Raw genomic sequence first — 20,486 nt, forward strand, 5'->3', positions numbered from 1 at the left:
CGATTCAGTGTCCGAGTCCGACATGTCGCGACAAGGGAACCGTCCTGGGATCCGCCTCGATGAGGGTGGCGACCCCACGCCTGTGGACGAAGGACGCCGGGGCGTCCGCCGCTTCTCTAGCGTCGGCCCATGATCAGGGGACGAGATGCGACGGTGTCCAGGGCGTGGTGGCGGTGAGCCGCGAGGAGGTGGATGCGGTTGCGGTGGCCGCTGCAGGCGCGCGCCTGCGTGACTGCAGCGCGCGCGTGCCCCGACCGGCGACGGGAACCACTCGCCCGACGGCGAGGACCGAGCTGTCCGTCTGGGCGACCGTGGAACGCTTCGATGCGGTGTGGGGCGACGGCCTGGCGGCGGTGCGCACCGAGCTGGGTCTGTTGGCGTCGGCGCTGCAGCAGTCCTCGTGGGCGCGGCAGGACCTCGAGCGGGTGAATGCTCGGCTGATGTCCCACGCGGCAGGCGTGGCCCTCGGCGGCCGGCAGTGACCGTGCGCTTCGAGCCGATCGGCGACGACCCCGGAGTCGTCGACGCCGAGGCGCAGCGGTGGCGACAGCTGGCTCGAGGCATGGCCGGCGTGGCACGGGAGGTGGGTGCGCAGGTCGATGCGGTGGCGGCGGCGTGGCCGGAGGGAGGCGCCGCCGTGCTCGCCGTCGCGGAGGCACGTGCGTGCGGCGACGACGCCGGGGAGGCGGCGCACGCGTACGACCGGGCGGCCTCCCTCCTCGAAGGGCTGGTCGACCCGTCGAGGCGGTGGCGACGACAGGTTGCCGAGCTCGAGGAGGCGTGGCAGGTGCTGTCGCAGGCCGAGGAGCAGGCTCGGTCGGCGAGCCGTTCAGACCTCGGCGACCCGCACTCGGCAGCACGGATCGTGCGGGCTCAGCACCTGCTCGCCCTTGCCGTGGCGCGCACCGGGCACCCGAGTGCCGCCTCGGTGGACGTCGCCTACGACCGGCTGCGCCGGCAGGCGAAGGGGCACGTGGACGACGTGGCGTGCCGTCTGGGCCGCCTCGCGGCGCAGGGTGCGGCTGCCCTGCCCGGGACGGGCGTGGGCATGGGCGGGGTGTCGCGGTTTCGCACGGAGCTGCGCCTGCTGGCCGACGGCACCCGCGCCCAGGGACGGTTGGCGCACGAGGTCTCCCGTCTCGTGGACGACGGCGTGCTGCCGGCCGAGGCCGCCGGATGGGATGCCGCCTCCTTCGGCGCCTACGTGCAGGTCCACCCGGAGGTGGCCGCGCTGCTGGTCGACCGGCGCCCGGTCACGGAGGCCGGCGCCGGCGGGGCGCTCGGCTCCCTTCCCGTGCTGGGTGTCGGCCCCTCGGTGCCAGGGGTGCCCTCGCCGATGGAGTCCTTGGCGCCGTTCCTCGCCACGCTCGGTCCGGCGACGGCGCCCACCCTGACCTCGGTCGGGGACCCCGGCTGGCCGCGTCGCCTCGCCGTCCGTGAGGCGTTCGAGGCACTCACCCCCTCGGAGCAGCAGCTGGCGGCACTGATCTGGCCCGGCGTCGTCGGCAACCTGTCCGGCGCCCCCTTCGGGGTGCGGGCGACCGCCAACCACGTGCGGGTCGTGGCGGCGGCGAGGGAGCAGGAGCGACGCAACGCCGCGCGGGGGCGCGACGCGTGGCGCGAGGGCCAGGTCGGCGGGGCCGGGCCGACCGGGTCGGCCTACGGCTGGAGCCGGCTCGAACGGGACCGGGCACATCTGGCGCAGCTGCGCATCCTGGCGGCCGACCCGTCCCGACGAGTGGTGTGGTTCGACAACACCGGCGACGGCTCCGTCGTCGAGCTGCACGGGGCGCTGACCGCCGCGACCGTCGGGGTCGGGGTCTTCGTGCCCGGCACCGGTGCGGAGCTCGGCGGCCATGCCACGAACGTCGCGCGGTCGCAGTCGTGGGTCCACGCCTCCGCCGGCAGGGTCGCGATGGTGACGTGGATGGGCGGTGACCTGCCGGACGACGTCCCCACCGACGCCCCGTTCCGCGACTACGCCGACCGGCTCGCGCCGCGACTCGCCTCGTTCAGCCAGGACCTGCGCCAGGAGATCGACCACTCACCGGCTGCCCGCCACGAGGTGGACGGCCCGAACGGGCCCCGCTCGGGCCCGGCCGTGACGGTCATCGGGCATTCCTACGGGGGTGCCGTCGTCGGCACGAGCGAGCAGTACGGCCTCGACGCCGACAAGATCATCCACGTCGAGTCCGCGGGTGCCGGCCACGACGTCGGCGAGCTCGGCGACCTCCGCCCGGGCCGGTGCGACGCCCGGCGCTACGCCATCACCGCGGCCGCCGACCCCATCAGGTTGTCGCAGGGCGTGCAGGTCCCGACGGAGGGCCCGTGGGGCCTGCTCCTTCCGGACGGCGTGAAGGACGCCACCAAGGACCTCGGGCACGGAGCCGAACCGGGCACCCTGTACCGCGTCGAGCGCCTCACCGGTGACCACGGCGCCGATGGGCGCCTGCTCGCGCCGTGGACCGCGCACAGCGGCGTCCTCGACGTGGGCGCCGAGGGGTGGCGCAACATCCACCGGGTGCTCAACGGGGAATCCCCGCTCGGGCAGTAGCACCCCGGCGTCGACACGCGGCCCATCTCGCACCGCCTGTGATGACCCAAGTGCTCGGCCCTGCATGTGAGGGCGGCACGGGTCCGTGACGGCGCCTACGCCGAGCCGGGGGCGGAGTCCGGACCAGGCGTGGGGATCAACCGGACTGCGGCGTGCACCAGTCGGGTCCCCGCGGGCAGGTCCTGCGGTCGGCGGTCATCGAGGCGGTAGGGCCGGAGCAGCTCCTGGATCTGGTCCTGGAGCGCCTTGAGCTCCTCGGCGCTCGCCGCGATGGTTCCGTTGGAGATCAGCGACGCCCTGTGCCACTGAGGGTCCTCCTGAGCCGACTGGTCCACCCAGGCCAGCACTCGCTCGTCGGAGCCGGCGAGCAGCACCCGCGCCAGGGCCATGTCGATGCTCTGCATCGTCTGCGGGTCGGTGTCGTCGGACGCCTCGGACCGCCACGACGTGACGACGGCCTTCCACAACCGCTCCCTGCCGTCGGTGCGCTCCTCGTCGTGGGCCTCGGTGACGAAGCCGTAGCGCTGGAGCAGCCGCAGGTGGTAGCTGCAGGCGCTCGGCGACATGCCGACCTCCTCGGCGCACTCGGTGGCCGTCGCCGGCCCGTAGACGGTCAGCCGCTCGAGGATCTTCGCGCGACCGGCGTGCGCCAGCGCGCGCAGCGCCCGGGGGTCGGAGATGACGGCGGCACGGTTCTCGCTGGGGCGCTCGGGCATGTCACCGAGCATATTCGAAAGAAACGCTTTACAACTCGGATGTGAAGCAATACCTTCACATCTATGACGACGATGTCCACGGAGCAGACCGAGAGGGAGGCCGCACCCACCCGCGTAGGCGACTTCCGCCGGCTCTGGCTCGGCTACTCGGTCTCGGCCCTCGGGAGCGAGATCACGGTGCTGGCCCTGCCCATCACGGCCGCGGTGCTCCTCGGCGCCTCCGCGCTGCAGATGGGAGTCCTCACCGCCGCGGCGACTGTCCCCAACCTCGCCATCGGTCTGCTGGCCGGCGTCTGGGTCGACCGCCTGCCGCGCCGACGTCCGCTCCTCGTCGCGACGGACCTCGCCTCCGCGGCCGCCCTGCTGAGCATCCCGCTCGCCTGGTGGCTCGGCAGGCTCACCGTCACCCAGCTGGTGGTCGTCGAGCTCGCGGTCGGCTGCGCGCGCGTGCTCTTCCGACCGGCATACCAGTCGCACCTGCCCCAGGTCGTCGACCGCGACCACCTGACCCGGGCCAGCGGGCAGCTGCGCTCCTCCGACTCGGCAGCGATGCTCGTCGGGCCGGGCCTCGGTGGACTGCTCGTCCAGGCTGTGTCGGCACCCGTCGCCATCGTGCTCGACGCCGCGTCCTTCCTCGTGTCGGCGACGTGCATCCGCTCCCTCCGAAGGCCGGAGCGCACGACGCCCGCCCGGTCGGAGTCGCGGTCCCTCCGGGGCGAGCTGGGGGAGGGGCTCGCCGCCGTGCTCCGCAACCCGGCGTTGCGCGCCATCGCGGGCTCGGCCGCGAACCTCAACCTCTTCGGGATGCTGACGATGGCACTCTTCGTCGCGTACGCCACCCGCACCCTGGGCATGTCCGCCGGGATGGTCGGGGCGATCGTCATGACCGGCGGCGCCGGCGCCCTCACGGGCGCTCTCGCAGCCCCGAGGATCGCCGCCCGGATCGGCGAGGGGCGTGCCATCGCCGCCGCCACCGTGGTGTTCTCCTTCGCGCTCTTCGCACTGCCGCTGGCCTCCGGGCCGCGGTGGCTGGAGCTCGTAGTCATCGGCGCCGGCGAGGTCGTCGGCGGCTTCGCGGTCATGGTGTTCGACGTGACGGCGGCCGGTCTGACGCTGAAGGCCGTTGCGCCGGAGCTGCTCGGCCGCGTCAGCTCGTGCAGCGCCTTCATCACCCAGGGTGTGAAGCCCCTCGGTGCCCTGGCCGGGGGCGTGCTCGGCACGGCCCTTGGCCTGCACGCGGCCCTGTGGATCGCCGCAGCCGGCGCCACCACCACGATGCTGTGGACCTTCCTGTCCCCGCTGCGCCACCGTGACCAGGCCGTGCAGACGCCCACCGCGACGAACGAGCAGGCAGCATGACCCGGGTCGGCCCCGTCTTCACCACCGCACGTCTCACCATGCGCCCGTGGACCCCCGACGACGCGCCCACCCTCTTCGACATCTACGGCCGGTGGGAGGTCGCGCGCTGGCTCGGGGCGACTCCCCGCGCGCTCGAGAGCCTCGGGGAGGCCGAAGAGCTCGGCCGCCGATGGGCCGAGCGCGGCACGGCCGACGCGGTGTACGGGATCTGGTGCATCAGCGTCACCGAGTCGTCGACGCCCGTGGGCACCGTCCTGCTCGTCCCGATCCCGGGCGCCGGCCACGGCGAGGTGGAGGTGGGCTGGCACCTGCACCCCGACCACTGGGGCAACGGCTACGCCACCGAGGCGGCTCGCGCCGCGATCGCCCGCGGCCTGGCGGCGGGGCTGGACGAGGTCCTCGCCGTCGTCAGCCCCGACAACGAGCCGTCGCTCGCCGTGTGCCGTCGCCTCGGCCTGCGCCCGCTCGGGCGGTCGGACGCCTACTACGGCCGGCCGCTCGAGGTCTTCTCCACCCGCGAGCCCACCGGCCGCTAGAGCGAGATCGCGCCGTCGACGTTGAGCACCTGGCCCGTGACGTAGGACGCCTCGTCCGAGCACAGCCAGGTGATGACCGACGCCACCTCGGCGGGCGCTCCGAGCCGGCGCATCGAGATGAGCGCCTCGTAGGCGGCCACCCTTCCGGCCCGCTCCTCAGGGCTCTCGCCACGGAGGTTGCGCTCGAGCATCGGCGTGAGGATGGCGCCGGGACGAATCGCGTTGATCCGCACGCCTCGGGCCGCGAACTCCTTGGCCGTGCTCACGGTCAGCGCCTCCAGGCCCAGCTTCGCCGCCGAGTAGCTGCCGGTCCCGGCGGCGAGGAGGGCGGCATCCATCGACGAGACGTTGACGATGGCCGCCCCTCCGGCCCCGCCCGCGAGCATCGCCGGGATCTCGTGCCGCATGCACAGCCACGCGCTCGTCATCAGGGTGTGGATGGTGGCATCGAAGTACGCCGGCGACACGTCCACGCTGCTGGTGGCCGACGGGTCGAGCGTCTCGACGTTGCCGGCGTTGTTCACTGCGATGTCGAGACGTCCGTGCTCCTGCACGACGGCGCCGACCAGGGCCGCCACCTGCTCGTCGTCCGACACGTCGGCCCGCGCGTAGCTGACCAGGTCGTCACGACCGATCTCGGCCAGCGCGGCGCGACCGCGCTCGGGGTTGCGCCCGCAGATGACGACTCGCGCGCCCGCGCTCGCGAGCTTGGCCGCCGTCGCGAGCCCGATGCCGCTCGTCCCGCCCGTGACGAGGGCGACCCGGCCGCCGAGGTCGATCGTGTAGGCCATCAGGCTCTCCCGTCCCGGCGCCTCGTCGATGAGGCCCGCACTCGCGTGCGCACATCCTGTCGTATGCCGTGCGGCGCGGCCCGCGTAACGCGCCGCACGGCATACGACAAGGGGGCGGCGGGCGGCCTCGACGCCGGCCGGCTCACCGCTGCGCAGATGCAGGACATCGCTGCGGAGGTGGGCTACAGCGAGACCGCCTTCGTCAGCGGGCCGGTCCACCCCGGAGGCCTCGGCAGTGCGGTCGGCGGACACCTCGTTCCCATCCGCTACTTCGCGCCCGAGGGTGAGGTGGACTTCTGCGGGCACGCCACCATCGCGACCGCGGTGGCGCTGTGCGAGTCGTTGGGTGAGGGCAGCTGGACGCTGGGCACCAAGGTCGGTCCAGTGGCGATCACCGGCCGGCACGACGGCGCCCGCACGGTCGGCACCCTGCGCAGCCCTGCGGTCGGCTGCCTGCCCCTCGAGCCTCATCTGCTCGGCCGGCTGCTCGACGCGCTGCAGTGGAGCGAGCGCGACCTGCGCCCCGATCTCCCTCCGGCCATCGGGTTCGGCGGCAACCGGCACCCGGTCCTCGTGGCCCGTGACCTCGCCCGGCTCGAGAGCCTCTCCTACGACTTCCCGAGGCTCCAGCGCCTCAGCCGGGAGCAGGGGTGGGTGACGGTGCACCTCGTCGTGCCGACCGGCCCGGGCCGGTGGCGGGCGAGGGATCCCTTCCCCTGGGGAGGGGTGGTCGAGGACCCGGCGACCGGCGCTGCGGCCGCGGCATTCGCCGGCTACCTCCGACAGCACGCGAGAGCGCGCACGGGCGACACGTTCGTCATCACCCAGGGCGTCGAGATGGGCCGTCCCAGCACGATCGAGGTCGAGCTGCTCGAGGACGTGGCGCTGGTCAGCGGCCCCGCCACCCGCATACGGCCGGACGGCGAGGACTGAACGGCGACAAGGAGACTCAGCCGGACGGCGTCCCCGCTGCGGTGAAGCGGAGGGGCAGCCGAGCGACCGCGGGGTCGACAGCCTCCCACACGCGGAGAGCCCCCTCGACCGACCTCACCGCGAGCACCAGGTCGCCGACGCGCTCCTCCTCGCCCTGAGCCACGGTGACGGCCGGCCCGAGCGGGAGGCGCCAGGTGCCACGCGGGTTCGGCTGCACGGGGTCGAGGAGCGGCTGCCACCTGCGGCGGGCGGCGTCCGGGTCGCGGGTGACGACGACCAGCTCGGCGGTGTCCAGGACGCCGAGCCGGCCACCGTGGCAGTCCTGCAGCAGGCGTCGGCGCCGGTCGACGTCCCTGGACTCCGGCACGTGGTAGTCGCAGACGAACGCACCGGCACGGCCGCTCACGAGACCCTCGACGTAGACGTTGGTCCACGCGGGACGACCGTCCCGCTCGAAGTGCTCGGGCTCGCTGTGCCCGATGGCCCGTCTGTCGAGCTCGGCGAGGTAGGCGTCGTCGACCGGGCGCGACGGGCGGAAGGCGAGACCCTGGATCCGGGGAGGCTCGGCCGGCAGCGACCACGGCGAGACCTCGTTGGCCTCGAGCAGCTCCAGCTTGATGCTGCCGACGCTGACCCCGCCGCTCGCGAAGGAGCCGAAGGCCGTGAACGGCCACAGGACCGGCAGCTCGAGCTGCTCGACGAGCGCAGTGAACACCGCCGCACCGTCGACCACCGGGATGTAGACGTGGTCCACTCCCTCCACCAGCGACGTCATCAGCGCCTCCCCTTATCGGAGCCTCGGCTCCAGTCTGTCCCGGAGGACCGTCCGCCGTGCCGGGTACCGCTCGACTCTCGCGTGGGCAGCGTGTGAGCCGCCTCTCTGGCACTGGCGGGGGCGAACGGCGCGGGTCAGCATGGAAGGAGACGCCCCCGCGCCTCGTCGACGCACCTCGAGCTAGGGAGGCGGGCGATGAGCCGCCGCACCGACAACGTCCCTGACTCCACCGCGCCGTCCTTCCGGCTGGTCGAGCTGCCGCCGGCCCGCCGGAGCACGGCCCGCGACCTCGACCTCTACTGGTGGAAGCACAGCATCTACGCGCTGCTCGAGGTGGACGTCACGAAGGCCCGCGCTGCGGTTGCCGACCACCGGGCGCGCACGGGCGAGGTGCTCTCGTTCACCGGCTACCTCACGTACTGCCTGTCCCGGGCCGTCGCCGCGGACCGCTCGGTGCAGGCGTGCCGGCGGGGTCGGCGCCAGCTCGCCGTCTTCGACGACGTCGACGTCTTCCTGCCCGTCGAGCGACACGGACCGGACGGTGACGTGGCCGTCCCGCACGTCATCCGGCGCGCCGACCGCAAGGACCTGCTCGAGATCCACCGCGAGATCCGCAGCGCCCAGTCCGGCCCCGTGCCGGCCGGCGGTGGCCTGCCCCGCGTCTTCCGGACGCTGATGGCAGCCCCACCACCGCTGCCCCGCCTCGGCGTGCGGCTGATGCGCGCGGCCAGCAGACGCGACCCCACCCGCCGGGTGAGGGCCGCAGGCACCGTGGGCGTCACCGCGCTGGGGATGGCAGGCGGACGCGGCGGCTGGGGGCTCGCTCCGGCCGGCCAGTCCCTCCTGCTCATCGTCGGCGGGATCAGCCGGAAGCCCGGCGTCGTCGACGACCACGTCGAGCCGCGAGACATCCTCGACCTGACGGTCGCCTTCGACCACGACGTCGTCGACGGTGCCCCGGCCGCCCGGTTCGTGCGCCGCCTCGTCGACCTCGTCGAGAGCGCCTACGGCCTGGACGAGCTGACCTCGCGCGTCAACGAGCGCGAGACCGCCTGACCGCATCCAGCAGCGTGCCGTCGTATGCCGTCAGCCGAGCTGCCGTATGCCGTCAGGCGCGCGCGAGCTCGCACAGCGACGCCCGCAGCGGCGAGGTCCCGCTGGTCGGGTCGCCGGGGGTCTGGCGCAGGACGAGGTTGAGGTTGACGCCGCCGTCGGCATACGGGTCCGACGGCTCGAGGCCGAGCTCGTCGCACCCCTGCCACCAGCCGTGCTGGGCGCACACGACGTCGGGGGCGAGCCCGGCATTGAGCCTCGCCCGCGCCGTCACGGTGCCGTTCGGCGTGAGGACGCGCACCCAGTCGCCGGCCTCGATGCCTCTGGCAGCCGCGGTGTCGGGGTGCACCTCGACCAGGGGGTCGGGCGCCGCACGCCGCAGCTCGGCGACCTGTCGATGCTGGGTCTCGCAGTAGCGCAGGGACTTCGCGCACGTGAGCACGAGGGGGTAGTCCTCGCCGAGGTCCGGTCGCGAGCGCGGGCTCAGCGGCGGCTCGACGAAGGTCGGCAGGGCCGCATACCCGTGGTCGGCGAGGGTCTCCGAGTAGAGCTCGACCAGGCCCGTGGCCGTCCGGAAGCCCTGGCTCTCGTACTTGCGGTACGCCGTCGCCAGCGGGGCCGTGAGGCCGCGCGGCTCGGCGCGCAACGCGTCGAGCGTGATGCCGCTGGGAGCGAGCTGGTGACTCCACGCGGCGTGCAGGTCGCCCTCCCAGAAGTGGTGGCCCAGGCCGAGTCGCTCGGCCAGCGCGAAGACGATCTGCAGGTCCGAACGTGCCTCACCCGCCGGCTGCACGACCGGTCGGCGCAGCTGGACGTGGGACTGGGCTCGCTGGCTGACCTCGAAGCCGACCCGCAGGGCCTCGGTCTCGAACGGGCTCGCGACCGGCAGCACGAGGTCGGCGAGGTCGGAGGTCGGGCTGGGGAAGATGTCGGCGTGCACGAAGAAGTCGAGCGACGCCAGGGCGTTGCGGCCACGGGCGCTGTTCCCGTGGGCCATGACGAGGTTGGCCCCGAAGTTGACCAGTGCCCGGGCACGGTAGGGGCGGTGCTCGAGGGCCGCGGTGTAGAAGCTCTCGCCGGTGACGAACTCGAAGCGCGCCGGGCCCAGCGGCCGGTCCTCGACCCCGATGGTGCGAGCGCGTTGCTGGGGGCTGATCAGCTCCAGGCCGTCGACGGGGTTGGTCGGGACCGGCGTGAACAGCACGTTGCCGCCCGGTGCGTCGAGGCACCCCGTCAGGGCGTAGAGGACGTTGACGCCGCGGATCATCTGCGTGGTGTTCGCGTGCTGCTCGAGGCCGCTCCAGGTGTAGAAGGCGAGCGGTCGTGACTCCCAGAGGGTGCGGGCGGTGGCCACGACGGCGTCTGCGGAGACGCCCGTGGCCGCCTCGGTGGCCGCCGGGGTCATCGCCCGGCAGTGCTGACGCAGGACCTCCAGCACCGGGCGGCACTCGACCGGCCCGTGCGCGCTGTCCACGGTGACGAGGCCGGACAGCGCGAGCCGCGGGCTCCCTGCGCCGACCGTCCGCGAACCGGGGCGATGGACGACAGGGGTGCCGTCCATCTCGTCCCAGGCCACGTAGTCGTCCGCCGACCCGGGCTGACCGGCGAGCTCGTCAGCCCTGAGCAGGCGGCCCGTGTCCGCGCGCACCAACAGCGGGGCGTTCGTCCAGCTCCGCACGAACTGCTCGTCGTACCAGTCGTTCTCGAGCATCACGTGCGTCAGTCCCAGTGCGAGCGCCGTGTCCGTGCCGGGGCGCACCTGCAGCCAGTGGGTCGCCTTGCTGGCGAGGCCGGTGCGGCGTGGGTCGACCACCACGAGGCGCGCTCCCCGGTTGACGGCGTCCACCGTGGCAGTGGCGTGCACGAGCCGGGACACCGAGGGGTTGTAGCCCCAGTAGAGGATGCAACCGGCGTTCTCGAGGTCCGGCATGAAAGCGCCCGGCACGGCCGCGCCGAAGGTGTAGGTCGAGGCCAGGAAGCGGCCCCAGCCGCACAGCTCCATGGAGTTGACGTAGTTGGGGCTGCCGAACGCGCGGCGCAGCCGCGTGATCCAGTCCACCGAGTCGCTGAGGGCGGAGGTCGACGGCGAGGCGGAGCCGAACACGACGGCCTCCGGGCCGCTCTCGGCGGCGATCTCCCGCAGCCTGGCGGCGACCGTGTCAAGGGCCTCGTCCCAGCTGATCTGCACCCACCCCGGGTCCGGGGCACCTTTCGGAGCGGTACGCCGCAGCGGCCGGAGCAACCGGTCGTGGTGCTCGGCCACGCGCGGGGCAGCCTTGCCCTTGACGCAGACTGCGCGACCGGTCGGGTGCGCGGGATCGGGGCCCAGGCCGATGAACCGGCCGTCCTCGACGGTGGCCGTCGCGCCGCAGCGCGACACGCACATGGGACAGAAGGTTGCGACCTCGACTGCTCCTACGGCGGACATGGCGCCTCCCACCGGACCGGCTCGTCCCCGTCTCGCAGTGTAGGTCGCAATGGCAACCACGTCAGGGGTCTGCAGGGGCGTCTCAGAGGTGGCGGCCGCGGACCCAGTCCTCCAGCGTCCCCTCCCCCGAGTCCTGCATCACCAGGGCCCACACGAGCACGGCCGCGGCGAACTGGCCCACGGGGGCAGCCGCCGCCACCTCGTCACGCAGCGCGGCGAAGCTCGCGCCGTCCTCGGGCCGGCGAAAGCGCAGCCTGGGCGAGTCGAGCACCGCCGCCCGGGCCGAGCGCGGCAGCTCCTCGACCGTCGCCGGGTGTGCGCGGGCCGCGGCCCGCCGGACCTGCAGCGCGCGGAGGCGGAGCAACCCCCCGATCGTCATGCCGATGGCCGCCGCCGACAGCAGGAGGGCGCTGCCGAACGCAGCGTCGGGGCCGTGCGGCCGCCAGCGCAGGGCCACCGCAGCAGCGCCGACGGCGAGGACGAGCGCGACGGCGAAGGGCCACACGAGCTGCCACCACACCGTCTCGCGTCGCAGCCGGTCCTGCTCGTAGAAGCGTGCGGCCCACTCGCGCACCACGAAGATCGGGAAATGGGCAGCTCCGTGCCTCGGCTCGGCGACCGTCGCGTCCGACCCTGCCGACCCGATGCGGCGCGCCCCTGACTGCTCGCGCAACGCGAAACCCCTGTCTGTTCTTCTCTTGTGTCTCCTTGCCACCCTAACGAGGTGGCGTGCGGGGCGCGCACGGCCTCCGTCCGGGCGCCCCCGCATCCCGTCCGCCCACCCGTGCCCGGTGGGTATGGTGCGAAGCATCCCCGACTTCGCAGGAGGACCGCATGAGTCTCGACCGCCCGGTCGCCCCCAACCCCTACGACCTGCTTCCGTCCGTGCCGTCCTTCACCGTGACGAGCGATGACGTCACCGACGGCGCCCCGCTCAAGGACGACCAGGTGGCGGACGGCGGCAACACCTCACCGCAGCTGTCCTGGAGCGGTGCCCCCGAGGGGACGCAGAGCTACGTCGTCACGTGCTTCGACCCCGATGCGCCCACTCCCTCGGGCTTCTGGCACTGGGTGCTCGTGGACCTGCCTTCCGACGTGACGTCGCTCGACACGGGCGCGGCTTCGGCTGCCTTGCCCGGCAACGCCTTCCACGTCCGCAACGACGGGGGAGAGCACGGCTTCATGGGTGCAGCACCGCCGAAGGGTGACATGCCACACCGCTACTTCTTCGTCGTGCACGCCGTGTCCGAGCCGACTCTCGGTGTGGACGAGTCCGCCTCGCCGGCGGTCGTGTCGTTCAACCTGGCGTTCAAGACCCTCGCGCGAGCCGTCATCCACGGCACCTACCGACACTGACCCTCCCAGCCCTGCTCACAGGCCGGCGCGAGCAGCGACGCGCCTGAGCCCGCACCGGCGGTTGCCGGTGCGGGCTCAATGTCAAGGCGTGAGGGCAGAGGTCCTCAGGCGCTGAGCAGCTCGGCGGACTCGAGGTGCTCACGCAGCTCGGCGAGCACCCGACGCAGCAACCGGCTGACCTGCATGGCGCTGAGGCCCATGGTCTCGGCGATCTCGGCCTGGGTCATGTCGTGCCCGAATCGCAGCTCGACGAGCTTCTGGTCGCGAGGGGGGAGCCGCTTGATCGCCGTGCGGACGACGATGTCGTTGTCGAGGCCGGGGTCGGACTGGTGCTCCGCGCGGGCGTCGACGAGGTCGAGGACCGGTCGGCCGCCTTCCGTGGTGGTGGCGTCGAGGGATGCGGGCCGAAGGTTTGTCGAGGCCACCTGGGCCTCCTTGACCTCCTCGAGCGTCAGCCCGAGCGCCTCCGCGAGGTCGTTCTGGTCGGGCTCGTGCCCCAGCGTCTGCTCGAGACGGGTGCGGGCGTCCGTCACGAGCTGGCGGCGCTCCTGCAGCCCGCGCGGCGGGCGGACGAGCCAGCCGTGGTCGCGGAAGTGGCGGCGCAGCTCGCCGGTGATGGTGGGCGTCGCGTAGGCCCCGAACTCGGTCGCCTGCGCGAGGTCGAAGCGCTGGATTGCCTTGAGCAGAGCGAGAAAAGCCACCTGCTCCAGGTCTTCGCGGTCGAGTCCCTTGCCGGCGTACCGGTGGGCGAGGGACCGCGCCAGTGGCATGTGCAGCCGGGTCACCGTCTCCAGTGCCTGCGACCGCTCGCTCTCGGAGTCCGAGGTGCGGAAGGTCGAGATGAGCTCACGGGTGCGGGCGTCCTTGCGGGGACCGCGCGAGAAGTCGGTCATGTCTGCTCCATCCGAAAATTCTTCGTGGCGGCGCCTTCTTGACCGACAGCGATAACCCTAGACAAAGCATCAACATTGCACAAGCCCTCGACATTCTGGGCTCGACGCCGACTGCCGGCAGGCCTCCCGGTCGGCCTCCCGGACGCGGTCGGGCGGGGTGGGCGCTCTCGCGGCCCACGGCATACGACAGGCGCCGGCGCATCGGCCTCTCGGGCGGTCGGTTGTGCGAGGGTGAGCGCATGCGTGTGGCGTTGATGGTGACCTGCATCAACGACGCGATGTTCCCCGACGCGGGCAAGGCCGTCGTGCGGCTGCTGCGCCGCCTGGGCGTCGACGTCGACTTCCCTGTGGCACAGACCTGTTGCGGTCAGCCGATGGTCAACACCGGCTACCTCGACGAGGCCGTCCCCGTGGTTCGCACCTTCGTGCGCGCCTTCGAGGGCTACGACGCGATCGTCACGCCCTCCGGCTCGTGCGCCGGCTCCGCGCGGCACCAGCACTCGATCGTCGCCCGCCGGTCGGGCGACCAAGGCCTGGTCGACGCCGTCGCCGAGGTGTCGCCGCGGGTCCACGAGCTGTCGGAGTTCCTGGTCGACGTGCTCGGCGTCGAGGACGTCGGGGCGTCCTTCCCGCACTCGGTGACCTACCACCCGACCTGCCACTCGCTGCGCATGCTCGGCGTCGGCGACCGTCCCGAGCGCCTGCTCCGAGCCGTCCGCGGGCTGCGGCTGCTCGAGCTGCCCCGAGCCGAGGAGTGTTGCGGCTTCGGGGGCACCTTCGCCGTCAAGAACGCCGACACGTCGGTCGCGATGGGATCCGACAAGGCCCGCCACGTGAAGGAATCCGGTGCCGAGGTCCTCGTGGCCGGCGACAGCTCCTGCCTCATGCACATCGGCGGCCTGCTCACGCGCCAGCGGGCCGGGGTGCGCGTCATGCACCTGGCCGAGGTGCTCGCCTCGACGGAGGGCCCGGCCCGGACGGAGGTCTCCTGATGAGTCGCACGTTCGTCGGCATGCCGCCGTTCCCCACTGCCGCTCGCGCCGCGCTCGCCGACACGCAGCTGCGCAGCAACCTCGCGCACGCGACGACCACCATCCGCGCCAAGCGGGCCGCCGTCGTGGCGGAGGTCGACGACTGGGAGAGCCTGCGGCTGCGGGCCGCCGCGATCAAGGACGACGTGCTGCTGCACCTCGACGAGCACCTCGTGCGCCTCGAGGAGTCGCTGACGGCACGCGGGGCGATCGTGCACTGGGCGCGTACGGCCGAGGAGGCCTCCGCCGTCGTGGCGGAGGTCGCCCGGGCACACGGCGTCGACGAGGTCGTCAAGGTCAAGTCGATGGCCACCCAGGAGGTCGAGCTCAACGAACACCTTGCGGCGCAGGGCATCTCGGCGTGGGAGACCGACCTCGCGGAGCTCATCGTCCAGCTCGGCGACGACCTGCCGAGCCACATCCTCGTGCCGGCCATCCACCGCAACCGCGCCGAGATCCGGGCCATCTTCGAGCAGCAGATGGCACGGGTCGGACGCCCCGCGCCGGCCGACCTCACCGACGAGCCCGCCCGCCTGGCCGAGGCGGCTCGGCTCCACCTGCGCGAGAAGTTCCTCCGCGCCAAGGTCGGCGTCAGCGGCGCCAACTTCGCGGTCGCCGACTCCGGCACCCTCGTGGTCGTGGAGTCCGAGGGCAACGGCCGGATGTGCCTGACCCTGCCCGAGGTCCTCGTCTCGGTGGTCGGCATCGAGAAGGTCGTGCGCACGTGGGACGACCTCGGCGTCTTCCTCACGCTGCTGCCGCGCTCGTCGACGGGGGAGCGGATGAACCCCTACACGTCGACGTGGTCCGGGGTCACGCCCGGCGACGGACCGCAGGAGGTGCACGTCGTGCTCCTCGACAACGGCCGCACCCGCGCGCTCGCCGACGAGGTGGGCCGTCAGGCGCTGCGGTGCATCCGCTGCTCTGCCTGCCTCAACGTGTGCCCGGTCTACGAGCGCACGGGCGGCCACGCCTACGGCTCCGTCTACCCGGGTCCCATCGGCGCGATCCTCAACCCGCTGCTGCGCGGCGTCGGACACGACGAGCAGACCGACTCGCTGCCCTACGCCTCGTCCCTGTGCGGCGCGTGCTTCGAAGCCTGCCCGGTGCGCATCGACATCCCGAGTGTGCTGGTCGACCTGCGCGCCCAGGTCGTCGACGCCCACCGCTCCGGGGTGCCCAAGCCCGAGGCGATCGCGATGCGCGCAGCCGCGGCGGCGTTCGGCTCCGGTGGCCGGCTGGGCGCCGTGGAGCGGGCGTCGGGTCTCGCCGGCCGCGCCCTCGAAGCGCTCTCGGGGCTGACCGGGCGCGGGCGCCGGGCCGGAGGCCGACGGCTGCTCGGGCGTCTGCCCGGGCCCGGCGCCGCGTGGACCGACGCGCGTGACCTGCCGGCCCCGCCTGCGGAGTCCTTCCGGGCGTGGTGGAAGCGGACGTCGGGAGGCACCCGGTGAGCGCGCGCGACGAGATCCTCGCGGCCGTCCGCGACGCCGTCGCCACGGCGCGACGGCCCGTCGACATCGCCCCGCTGCAACGCCCCGAGCGGTCGGGCGACGTCGACCTCTTCGCCGAGCGGGTCGCCGACTACCGTGCCACCGTCGTGCGCTGCGGCCCCGACGGCGTCGAGGAGGCTGTCGCCGCGGCGCTGCCCGCGGCCGGCTCCGTCGTGGTCCCCGACGGGCTGCCGTATGCCGTCCCGCGCGCCCTGCGCGACGACGACCTCTCAGCCGGCCGGCTCGACGAGGTGGCGGCGGTCGTCACGACCGCCACGGTCGGGATCGCCACGACCGGCACCATCGTCCTGTCGCACGGGCCGGGGGAGGGCCGCAGGGCGCTGACCCTCGTCCCTGACCTGCACGTCTGCATCATCAGGGCCGACCAGGTCGTCGACGACGTCCCGGCCGCCGTGCGCTCGCTCGATCCGGGCCGACCCACGACGTGGATCAGCGGCCCATCCGCGACGAGCGACATCGAGCTGAGCCGCGTCGAGGGCGTGCACGGTCCGCGCCGCCTGCACGTGATCGTCGTCGCGTGAGTGCGCAGGGCCCGGCCGCGTCGCCGGCGGGGGCTAGCCTGCTGGGATGACCGAGAGCGACCACCGCGGCCACAGACGGCCCGCCTTCTTCACCGAGTCGGAGCTCGAGGCGCACGGTCCGGCCTACGACCCGACCGAGCAGATCTACGTCGCCCACGAGACCGCGCTCGCGCTGGTGCACGCCGGCCGTGCCGCCGCCGACCCGGCCGTCACCGGCAAGCTCGTCGCGCTCGTGGACGACATCGGTCTCTCCACGCTGGCCGAGCTGTGGTCGCAGCGGCCCGCCCGGTCGCTCCCCGGTGCGCTCTGGCGCCTCTACGTCCTGCGCGAGTGGGTGCAGCGCGCTCCCGAGGAGGCCAGCAGGCAGTACGCCGCCGGCATCCGGTTCACGGGCCCCAACCACGCGGTGGCCGGCGCCGCGGAGCCGCCGGGACCCCAGGAGATGGGCCGGGTCATCGACGAGGTGCTCCGCGGCGTCTTCGAGGGCGACCTCGCGGTGGCGCTCGAGCGCGCGGGGGCGTTCTGCCGGGTGGTCTCCGCGGGGAGGGCCGACATCTCCTCCGGTGACGAGTCCGCGGAGGCGGCCGCCAACGTCCTCGGCATGGCCGAGGACCTCATGGTGTGCGCCCGGCTGTGGCGCAGCGACTCGCTGGACTGAGCCCGGGCTGGAGGCGGCGCCGCCGTCGCACCCGGACCGGCGTCTTTGGTGATCCCCGGTGACGGCTTTATCCTTGACGGGCGTCGGGTCGCGGTAGCCCCGGGTCCCAAATTCAGCCGCTACGAGCGGCCCTGTGCCGAGAGGCGCTCCCGGCCCGACGCTCCTACCTCAGGCGCTCCTACCGCCACACCCGGCAACGTGCGCCTCCATGTCGGACTCCACCGAGAACCGTGCCCGGCGGGCGGCTGTGGTGAACCCGCACCCGTCGCAGCGACCGAGCACGAAGCTGCCGCGCTGCTCGAGGAGCCAGCCGCGCGGTGCGGCGTCGCCGGCGGGCTCGGCGCCGGGCTCCCACCAGGGCGCGGTGTCGGTCGACATGCCATCCATGATGCCGAACCCCGGATCCGGGCACGGTCGGAGTCCTGAATGTGCACAACGCCTACCGTGGGACCCGGATGGGCCTTAGGTTGAACCCATGACGCCCGAGGAGGAGCGGTCCGGCGACCTGCTCGATGTCCAGCTCGCGGACGAGATCGAGCTCGTGAGCGATCTCGTCGTCGCGGCCTCCTCGAGCCCGCGCCACCTCACCGCCGAGGAGATCGACGAGCTCCTGGGCATCAAGCGCGGCCGCCAGGCGCCGACCCGCGCCCGTGCTGGATCCCGGGGCGGCGACCCTCCTGCCTGAGCGCGGCCTGGGGGGCAGCAGCGGCGCCCCGAGGGCCGTACCGCTGCGTGTCGGGGCTGTCCACAGGGGTATTCGGTGAACGGGGGGCAGATGGTCGGTTGCGCCCGTATGTCCGCGACGCCGTAGCATCTTCCCCGGACCTGCCCTCGAACCGACCGGAGCATCCCCGTGGGTTTTCGCCTGACACCCCAGGACACCAGCTTTTTCGCCCTCTTCACCTCCTCCGCACAGCTCCTCGTCGAGGCGACCCGGGAGCTGACCCGCTTCCTCGAGGTCGAGCCCTCCCAGCGTCAGGTGGTGGCCGACCGGCTCAAGGACCTCGAGCACACCGCCGACGACGCGACGCACGAGCTCATCAACAAGGTCAACAGCTCGTTCATCACCCCCTTCGACCGCGAGGACATCCACAACCTCGCCGTGCACCTCGACGACTGCATGGACTTCATCGAGGAGACGGCCGACCTCATCGTGCTCTACCGCATGGGAGCGATCCCCGAGGGCCTGGCCGAGCAGTTCGAGATCCTCGCCCGGATGGCCGAGGTCACGGCCGAGGCCATGCCCCGACTGCAGTCGATGAAGGACCTCAAGAGCTACTGGATCGAGATCAACCGTCTCGAGAACCAGGCCGACTCGCTCCACCGCAAGATGGTGGCCGCCCTCTTCAACAACTCGCCCGACCCGGTCAACGTGATCAAGGTCAAGGCCATCGTCGACGGGTTCGAGAACGCCGCTGACGCGTTCGAGAAGGTGGCGCACGTGGTCGAGGGCATCGCGGTCAAGGAGTCCTGACCCGCCGATGGACACCACCATCCCCTTCGCCGCGGTCGTCGCGGTCATCGCGCTCGCGATGGTCTTCAACTACACCAACGGCTTCCACGACGCCGCCAACGCGATCGCTACCTCCGTCTCCACCCGCGCGCTCACACCGCGAGTCGCGCTCGCGATGGCCGCCGTGGCCAACCTCTTCGGCGCCTTCTTCGGCAGCAAGGTGGCCGCGACCATCGGGTCGGGCATCATCGCCCAGCCCGAGGGCATCGACGGCATGTGGCTCGTCGTCGCCGCCCTGGTGGGCGCCATCGCCTGGAACCTGATCACCTGGTGGTTCGGGCTGCCGTCCTCCTCCTCCCACGCCCTCATCGGCGGCCTCTGCGGCGCTGCCCTCGTCGCCGGCGTGACCGTGCACTGGGGCGTGGTCTGGTCCAAGGTCATCATCCCGATGGTGGTCTCGCCGGTCGCCGGCCTGGCCATCGGCTACCTCGTGATGGCGGCGCTCTTCTGGGTCTTCCGCAGGTCCAACCCCAGCCGTGTGACGCGTGGCTTCCGCCTGTCGCAGACCGCTTCGGCGGCCGCGATGGCCTTCGGGCACGGCCTGCAGGACGCGGCCAAGACCGCGGGCGTCGTCGTGCTGGTGCTCAACATCGCGGGCCTGCACAACAGCAACGTGGTCCCGATCTGGGTGCTCGTGCTCTCGGCCGTCGTCATCTCCCTCGGCACGTATGCCGGTGGCTGGCGCGTCATGCGCACCCTCGGTCGCCGCATCATCGACCTCACGCCCCCGCAGGGCTTCGCCTCCGAGACGACCGCCGCGTCGATCCTCTACGTCGCGGGCCTGGCCTTCGGTGCGCCGATCTCGACCACCCACACCATCACCGCAGCCATCATGGGCGTCGGCGCGACCAAGCGGATCTCGGCCGTCCGGTGGAGCGTGGCCAACAACATCGTGGGGGCCTGGTTCCTCACCTTCCCGGGTGCGGGGCTCGTCGCGGTCCTCACCTGGTACCTCACGGCCGTCTTCCGCTGACCGAACCCACGGCACACGGACAGCCTCACGGCACACGGAACCCCACGGCATACGCGAAGTGCCCACTCGACCCCGCGGTCGAGTGGGCACTTCGCCACGTGGGGGAGTCAGCCGAAGCGGCCGGAGATGTAGTCCTCGGTGGCCTGCTGGCTCGGGTTGTTGAAGATCCGGGTCGTGTCGTCGATCTCGACGAGCCGGCCGGGCTCACCGGTCGCCTTGAGGTTGAAGAAGGCCGTGCGGTCCGAGACCCGGGCGGCCTGCTGCATGTTGTGGGTGACGATGACGATCGTGTACTGGCTCTTGAGCTCGTTGATGAGGTCCTCGACGGCCAGCGTCGAGATGGGGTCGAGCGCCGAGCACGGCTCGTCCATGAGCAGCACCTGCGGCTGCACGGCGATGGCCCGCGCGATGCAGAGGCGCTGCTGCTGGCCACCGGAGAGGCCGGCCCCCGGCTTGGCGAGGCGGTCCTTCACCTCGTTCCAGAGGTTGGCGCCCTTGAGCGAGCTCTCGACGATCCCGTCGAGGGTCTTCTTGTTCTTGACGCCGTTCAGGCGCAGGCCGGCCGCGACGTTGTCGTAGATCGACATCGTCGGGAACGGGTTGGGGCGCTGAAAGACCATGCCGACCGTGCGGCGCACGGTCACGGGGTCCATCGAGCTGGCGTAGAGGTCCTGGTCGTCGAGCATGACCTTGCCCTCGACCCGGCCGCCGGGGATCACCTCGTGCATCCGGTTGAGGGTGCGCAGGAAGGTCGACTTGCCGCAGCCGGACGGACCGATGAAGGCCGTGACGGAGCGCGGCTCGACCGTCATCGAGACGCCTTCGACGGCCTTGAAGGAGCCGTAGTAGACGTTGAGGTCGGTGACGTCGATTCGCTTTGCCATG

General features: G+C 72.6%; 22 protein-coding genes. 14 read left to right on the forward strand and 8 right to left on the reverse strand.

Going from position 1 to position 20,486, the window contains the following annotated elements:
* The first annotated feature begins 173 nt into the window (after positions 1-173).
* Both ABD241_RS12885 and ABD241_RS12890 read left to right on the forward strand, forming a co-directional pair.
* Positions 174-482, forward strand: a complete 309-nt coding sequence (locus ABD241_RS12885; RefSeq protein WP_344063020.1) for a hypothetical protein — start codon at positions 174-176, stop codon at positions 480-482.
* A gap of 2 nt (positions 483-484) precedes the next feature.
* On the forward strand, positions 485-2,554 hold the full coding sequence (locus ABD241_RS12890; protein WP_344063023.1) for an alpha/beta hydrolase: 2,070 nt from the start codon (positions 485-487) through the stop codon (positions 2,552-2,554).
* A gap of 95 nt (positions 2,555-2,649) precedes the next feature.
* Here the strand turns inward: ABD241_RS12890 and ABD241_RS12895 are convergent, their stop codons facing one another.
* Complete coding sequence (locus ABD241_RS12895) at positions 2,650-3,270, reverse strand: helix-turn-helix domain-containing protein (RefSeq protein ID WP_344063026.1); 621 nt, start codon at positions 3,268-3,270, stop codon at positions 2,650-2,652.
* A gap of 63 nt (positions 3,271-3,333) precedes the next feature.
* On the opposite strand from ABD241_RS12895, the gene ABD241_RS12900 reads away from it, so the two are divergent.
* Entirely contained in the window at positions 3,334-4,629 is a 1,296-nt protein-coding gene (locus tag ABD241_RS12900) for an MFS transporter (RefSeq protein ID WP_344063029.1), read from the forward strand.
* Positions 4,626-5,165 (forward strand): GNAT family N-acetyltransferase, encoded by a 540-nt coding sequence (locus ABD241_RS12905; RefSeq protein ID WP_344063032.1) that lies wholly within the window; start codon positions 4,626-4,628, stop codon positions 5,163-5,165. Before ABD241_RS12900 ends, ABD241_RS12905 begins: the two co-directional genes overlap by 4 nt.
* On the opposite strand, the gene ABD241_RS12910 is transcribed toward ABD241_RS12905, so the two are convergent.
* Complete coding sequence (locus ABD241_RS12910; protein WP_344063036.1) at positions 5,162-5,956, reverse strand: SDR family NAD(P)-dependent oxidoreductase; 795 nt, start codon at positions 5,954-5,956, stop codon at positions 5,162-5,164. The two genes, ABD241_RS12905 and ABD241_RS12910, sit on opposite strands and share 4 nt — an antisense overlap.
* 63 nt (positions 5,957-6,019) lie before the next feature.
* Here ABD241_RS12910 and ABD241_RS12915 point away from each other — a divergent pair, with 63 nt between their 5' ends.
* Positions 6,020-6,889 carry a PhzF family phenazine biosynthesis protein gene (locus ABD241_RS12915; RefSeq protein WP_344063039.1) on the forward strand — a complete coding sequence of 290 codons (870 nt, stop codon included), beginning with the start codon at positions 6,020-6,022 and terminating at the stop codon, positions 6,887-6,889.
* Positions 6,890-6,905: 16 nt separating this feature from the next.
* Here ABD241_RS12915 and ABD241_RS12920 read toward each other — a convergent pair whose 3' ends face one another.
* Positions 6,906-7,664 carry a hypothetical protein gene (locus ABD241_RS12920; protein WP_344063042.1) on the reverse strand — a complete coding sequence of 253 codons (759 nt, stop codon included), beginning with the start codon at positions 7,662-7,664 and terminating at the stop codon, positions 6,906-6,908.
* Positions 7,665-7,859: 195 nt separating this feature from the next.
* Here ABD241_RS12920 and ABD241_RS12925 point away from each other — a divergent pair, with 195 nt between their 5' ends.
* Entirely contained in the window at positions 7,860-8,720 is an 861-nt protein-coding gene (locus ABD241_RS12925; protein WP_344063045.1) for a 2-oxo acid dehydrogenase subunit E2, read from the forward strand.
* A gap of 52 nt (positions 8,721-8,772) precedes the next feature.
* On the opposite strand, the gene ABD241_RS12930 is transcribed toward ABD241_RS12925, so the two are convergent.
* On the reverse strand, positions 8,773-11,145 hold the full coding sequence (locus ABD241_RS12930; protein ID WP_344063048.1) for a molybdopterin-containing oxidoreductase family protein: 2,373 nt from the start codon (positions 11,143-11,145) through the stop codon (positions 8,773-8,775).
* Positions 11,146-11,227: 82 nt separating this feature from the next.
* Positions 11,228-11,818, reverse strand: a complete 591-nt coding sequence (locus ABD241_RS12935; RefSeq protein ID WP_344063051.1) for a hypothetical protein — start codon at positions 11,816-11,818, stop codon at positions 11,228-11,230.
* A gap of 161 nt (positions 11,819-11,979) precedes the next feature.
* On the opposite strand from ABD241_RS12935, the gene ABD241_RS12940 reads away from it, so the two are divergent.
* On the forward strand, positions 11,980-12,501 hold the full coding sequence (locus ABD241_RS12940) for a YbhB/YbcL family Raf kinase inhibitor-like protein (RefSeq protein WP_344063054.1): 522 nt from the start codon (positions 11,980-11,982) through the stop codon (positions 12,499-12,501).
* Positions 12,502-12,605: 104 nt separating this feature from the next.
* On the opposite strand, the gene ABD241_RS12945 is transcribed toward ABD241_RS12940, so the two are convergent.
* Positions 12,606-13,394, reverse strand: a complete 789-nt coding sequence (locus ABD241_RS12945; RefSeq protein WP_344063058.1) for a sigma-70 family RNA polymerase sigma factor — start codon at positions 13,392-13,394, stop codon at positions 12,606-12,608.
* A gap of 239 nt (positions 13,395-13,633) precedes the next feature.
* Here ABD241_RS12945 and ABD241_RS12950 point away from each other — a divergent pair, with 239 nt between their 5' ends.
* From ABD241_RS12950 to ABD241_RS12965, 4 genes are read left to right on the forward strand one after another with little or no spacing between them, the layout of a single operon-like run.
* Complete coding sequence (locus ABD241_RS12950) at positions 13,634-14,386, forward strand: (Fe-S)-binding protein (RefSeq protein ID WP_344063060.1); 753 nt, start codon at positions 13,634-13,636, stop codon at positions 14,384-14,386.
* A complete protein-coding gene (locus tag ABD241_RS12955; protein ID WP_344063063.1) occupies positions 14,386-15,876 on the forward strand; it encodes a lactate utilization protein B in 1,491 nt (496 codons plus the stop codon). The genes ABD241_RS12950 and ABD241_RS12955 overlap by 1 nt, the downstream gene beginning before the upstream one ends.
* Positions 15,873-16,457: a LutC/YkgG family protein gene (locus ABD241_RS12960; protein WP_344063066.1), complete on the forward strand. Its 585-nt coding sequence runs from the start codon at positions 15,873-15,875 to the stop codon at positions 16,455-16,457. Before ABD241_RS12955 ends, ABD241_RS12960 begins: the two co-directional genes overlap by 4 nt.
* Positions 16,458-16,503: 46 nt before the next feature.
* Positions 16,504-17,115 (forward strand): hypothetical protein, encoded by a 612-nt coding sequence (locus ABD241_RS12965; RefSeq protein WP_344063069.1) that lies wholly within the window; start codon positions 16,504-16,506, stop codon positions 17,113-17,115.
* A gap of 168 nt (positions 17,116-17,283) precedes the next feature.
* On the opposite strand, the gene ABD241_RS12970 is transcribed toward ABD241_RS12965, so the two are convergent.
* Complete coding sequence (locus ABD241_RS12970; RefSeq protein WP_344063072.1) at positions 17,284-17,493, reverse strand: hypothetical protein; 210 nt, start codon at positions 17,491-17,493, stop codon at positions 17,284-17,286.
* A gap of 97 nt (positions 17,494-17,590) precedes the next feature.
* On the opposite strand from ABD241_RS12970, the gene ABD241_RS12975 reads away from it, so the two are divergent.
* From ABD241_RS12975 to ABD241_RS12985, 3 genes are all read left to right on the forward strand, one after another.
* Entirely contained in the window at positions 17,591-17,800 is a 210-nt protein-coding gene (locus tag ABD241_RS12975) for a hypothetical protein (RefSeq protein WP_344063075.1), read from the forward strand.
* A 168-nt stretch (positions 17,801-17,968) separates the two neighbouring features.
* Positions 17,969-18,589, forward strand: coding sequence for a DUF47 domain-containing protein (locus ABD241_RS12980; RefSeq protein WP_344063078.1), 621 nt, complete (start codon positions 17,969-17,971; stop codon positions 18,587-18,589).
* A 7-nt stretch (positions 18,590-18,596) separates the two neighbouring features.
* Complete coding sequence (locus ABD241_RS12985) at positions 18,597-19,601, forward strand: inorganic phosphate transporter (protein ID WP_344063081.1); 1,005 nt, start codon at positions 18,597-18,599, stop codon at positions 19,599-19,601.
* A gap of 107 nt (positions 19,602-19,708) precedes the next feature.
* Here ABD241_RS12985 and pstB read toward each other — a convergent pair whose 3' ends face one another.
* A complete protein-coding gene (pstB, locus tag ABD241_RS12990) occupies positions 19,709-20,485 on the reverse strand; it encodes a phosphate ABC transporter ATP-binding protein PstB (RefSeq protein WP_344063084.1) in 777 nt (258 codons plus the stop codon).
* Position 20,486 lies beyond the last annotated feature (1 nt).

Origin of the sequence: Terrabacter lapilli, from assembly GCF_039531305.1 — a bacterium.
In the GTDB taxonomy this organism is placed as follows: domain Bacteria; phylum Actinomycetota; class Actinomycetes; order Actinomycetales; family Dermatophilaceae; genus Terrabacter; species Terrabacter lapilli.